Source organism: Methylobacterium sp. EM32 (assembly GCF_040593685.1).
GTDB lineage: Bacteria > Pseudomonadota > Alphaproteobacteria > Rhizobiales > Beijerinckiaceae > Methylobacterium.
The window spans coordinates 1-3,195 of the sequence record NZ_JBEXZS010000262.1 but is presented as its reverse complement, the minus strand read 5'-3'; the positions used below and the strand labels follow the sequence as shown (position 1 = coordinate 3,195).

The window sequence follows — 3,195 nt, the reverse complement described above, 5'->3', positions numbered from 1 at the left end:
CAGGCGATCCAGCAGCTCGACAAGGTGACGCAGCAGAACGCGTCTGCGTCGGAGCAGGTATCGGCGACGTCGGAGGAGCTGGCGGCGCAGGCCGAGATGCTGCAGGCGACGATCGCCTATTTCCGCATCGACGGGGCCAAGGCACCGGAGGTGTCGCGGCCGATGGACGGCGCCGTCTCGCAACTGCGCGCCACGGCGTCCCGGATGGCGGCTCCCTCCACGGTGGTGAAATCGCCCGCCCGGGCGCCGGCCAAGCGGATCGCGGCGAACCGCGCGGCGGCGAAGGCCGTCGGTGGGGGCTTCGCCCTCGACATGGGGGAAGGCGACCCGCGCGACGCCGACTTCACCCGCGTCGCCTGAGTGTGACGGAGCCTGCGGGTGGCGATGGCCCGCAGGCTCCACCCCGTGCCTCTCACCGAGCGCCCTCCCCCGGCGGGCGCTTCGTGAGGTGCATCGAGCCCCCGGGCGGGGGCCCCGTCGCCCACATCCCATGATCATCAGAAGGCCGTGCCCCGCCCGAAGCGGGGCCGGCCGCCAGCCAAGGCGGAGCGCCAGGATGTCGAGTGTGTGGCAGTATCTGACCCTCGGTCTCGGACGCGAGACCTTCGGGATCGACATCGAGAACGTGCAGGAGATCCTGGATTACCGCGTGCCCGCCTCCCTGCCGCAGGCACCCGCCTTCCTCGTCGGCATGATCGACGTGCGCGGCCAGAGCTACCCGGTGGTGGACCTGCGGACCAAGCTCGGCCTGCCGTCGGAGGCGCCGACGCCCGCGACCCGGATCATCCTGCTCAACATCCCGGGGCAGGAGCGCACGATGCGGGTCGGCTTCGTCGCCGACCGGGTCTTCGAGGTGACGGAGCTCGACCGCGCCGAGATGGAGGCGGCCCCCGAGGTCGGCGGGCGCTGGCGCTCCAGTTACATCGCCGGCATCGGCCGGCGCGGCGACGCCTTCGTGGTCGTGTTCGACCTCGCGCGGCTGATGGCGGGCGACGAGCCGGCGCTCGCCGGCCCCGCCCTCGCGGCCTGAGGACGGGTGCTCTCAGTGTCACTCCCCCTCGCGGCCATCCCGCTCACGTCGCAGCAGCTGAGCGAGCGCTACTTCCGGTCGATCGCCGAGGTCATCGAGGCGCGCGTCGGCATCCAGCTGCCCGCCTCCAAGCGCACGATGGTGGAGGGGCGCCTGCGCAAGCGCGTGCGGGCGCTCCATCTCGACAGCCTCGACGCCTATGCGCGCCACCTCTTCGACGAGGGGCGGCTGGCGGACGAGTTCGTGCACCTCGTCGATTGCGTGACGACCAACAAGACCGACTTCTTCCGCGAGCCGGCGCATTTCGACCTGTTACGGTCGAAGCTGGTGCCGCGGCTCTGCGCGCTGCCAGCCCATCGCGGCGAGCGCCCGCTCCTGAAGATCTGGAGTGCCGCCGCCTCGACGGGGGCGGAGGGCTACACCCTGGCGATGGTGCTGCAGGACATGATCGCCGCGGGCCACCGCTTCGACTACGCGATCCTCGGCACCGACGTCTCGACGGAGGTGCTGCGCTCCGCCGCCGACGGCATCTACTCCGAAGAAATGCTCGCCGCGGTGCCGCCCGAGATCCGCCGCCGCTACGTCATGATCGCCCGTGACCCCGCCCGGCAGATCGGCCGGATCGTCCCCGAGCTGCGCCGCCGGGTACGCTTCCGCCACCTCAACCTGATGGACGAGCGCTACGCCGTCGACCGCGACGTCGACGTCGTCTTCTGCCGCAACGTGCTGATCTACTTCGACCGGCCGACGCAGAAGGCGGTGCTGGGGCGGCTGGCCGGTCACCTGCGCCCGGGCGGCTACCTCGTCGTCGGCCATTCCGAATCGATGTCCGTCGCCGGCGTCCCGGGCCTGACCCAGGTGACGTCCACGGTCTTCCGCCGCTGAAGGGATCTTTCGTGATGCCCGCGACCGCCCCGATCCGCGTCCTCGTCGTGGACGATTCGGCCTCCGTCCGGCAGACGCTCTGCCAGATCCTCGCCACGGCGCCCGACATCGCGGTGCTCGGCACGGCCGCCGACCCGTTCGTCGCGGCGCGCCGCATCCAGGAGGAAGTGCCCGACGTCATCATCCTCGACCTCGAGATGCCGCGCATGGACGGCCTCACCTTCCTGCGCAAGATCATGGCGCAGCGGCCGATCCCGGTGATCATCTGCTCGACGCTGACCGAGACCGGTTCGCGCACGCTCTTCGACGTGCTGGAAGCCGGCGCCGTCGATGTGCTCCCGAAGCCTCGGATCGACACGCGCCAGTTCCTGGTCGAATCCTCGGTGCGGGTCTGCGACGCCGTGCGGGCCGCCGCCCGCTCGCGCCTGCGCCCGCGGCAGGCCGTGCGCCGGACCGTGGAGGCCAAGCTGTCGGCGGACGCGGTCCTGCCGCCGCCGGTCCCGACCCGCCGCGTCACCGGGACGGAGCCGATCGTCTGCATCGGTGCCTCGACCGGCGGCACCGAGGCCCTGCGCGACGTGCTGGAGCTCCTGCCGGCGGACTCACCGGGCATCGTCGTGGTGCAGCACATGCCCGAGCACTTCACCGCCGCCTTCGCTCGCCGGCTCGACAGCCTGTGCGCGATCACCGTCAAGGAGGCGGAGAACGGGGATGCCGTCCTGCCCGGCCGCGCCCTGATCGCGCCGGGCGGGCGGCACCTGCTCGTTCAGCGCACCGGTGGAACCTACACGGTCGCGGTCAAGGACGGCCCGCTCGTCTCGCGCCACCGCCCCTCCGTCGACGTGATGTTCCGCTCGGCGGCGCAGGGCGCCGGCGCCAACGCCCTGGGCATCCTGATGACCGGCATGGGCGACGACGGCGCCAACGGCCTCCTGGAGATGCGCCGCGCCGGTGCCCTGACGATCGCCCAGGACGAGGAGAGCTGCGTGGTGTTCGGGATGCCCAAGGAGGCGATCGAGCGCGGTGCCGCGGCCAAGGTGGTCCCGCTCGACCGGATCCACCAGGAGATCCTGCGCTTCGCCGCCGCCCCGCCGCTTGGCCGGACGGCGTGAGGGCGGCAGGGGCTTGTACGCGGCACGCGCATACCCATATCGGGTACAGGCCGGCCGCGGGGTCCGGGCAGCCCCCTGCCCTCCCCCGTCGCCTCGATCAGATCCTTCCGGGTCCGAGCGAGTTGACAGGCGAGCCGGCTACCCTTAAACGACCGCTCACCGACGGGG

At 72.0% G+C, this 3,195-nt stretch carries 3 protein-coding genes and 1 pseudogene; all 4 read left to right on the top strand.

Annotated features, from left to right (window positions below; translation table 11 throughout):
* Positions 1 to 360, top strand: a pseudogene (locus ABZT49_RS32175) (methyl-accepting chemotaxis protein); the annotation flags it as partial.
* A 196-nt stretch (positions 361 to 556) separates the two neighbouring features.
* Positions 557 to 1,030 carry a chemotaxis protein CheW gene (locus ABZT49_RS32170; RefSeq protein ID WP_355292415.1) on the top strand — a complete coding sequence of 158 codons (474 nt, stop codon included), beginning with the start codon at positions 557 to 559 and terminating at the stop codon, positions 1,028 to 1,030.
* 15 nt (positions 1,031 to 1,045) lie between these two features.
* On the top strand, positions 1,046 to 1,915 hold the full coding sequence (locus ABZT49_RS32165; RefSeq protein WP_355292414.1) for a CheR family methyltransferase: 870 nt from the start codon (positions 1,046 to 1,048) through the stop codon (positions 1,913 to 1,915).
* 14 nt (positions 1,916 to 1,929) lie between these two features.
* Positions 1,930 to 3,027 carry a chemotaxis response regulator protein-glutamate methylesterase gene (locus ABZT49_RS32160; RefSeq protein WP_355292412.1) on the top strand — a complete coding sequence of 366 codons (1,098 nt, stop codon included), beginning with the start codon at positions 1,930 to 1,932 and terminating at the stop codon, positions 3,025 to 3,027.
* The last annotated feature ends 168 nt before the right edge of the window (positions 3,028 to 3,195 follow it).

Bases quoted from the DNA above. Each gene is read 5' to 3' on its own strand.
- ABZT49_RS32170 (WP_355292415.1), top strand. From the start codon at position 557: ATGTCGAGTGTGTGGCAGTATCTGACCCTCGGTCTCGGACGCGAGACC.
- ABZT49_RS32160 (WP_355292412.1), top strand. From the start codon at position 1,930: ATGCCCGCGACCGCCCCGATCCGCGTCCTCGTCGTGGACGATTCGGCC.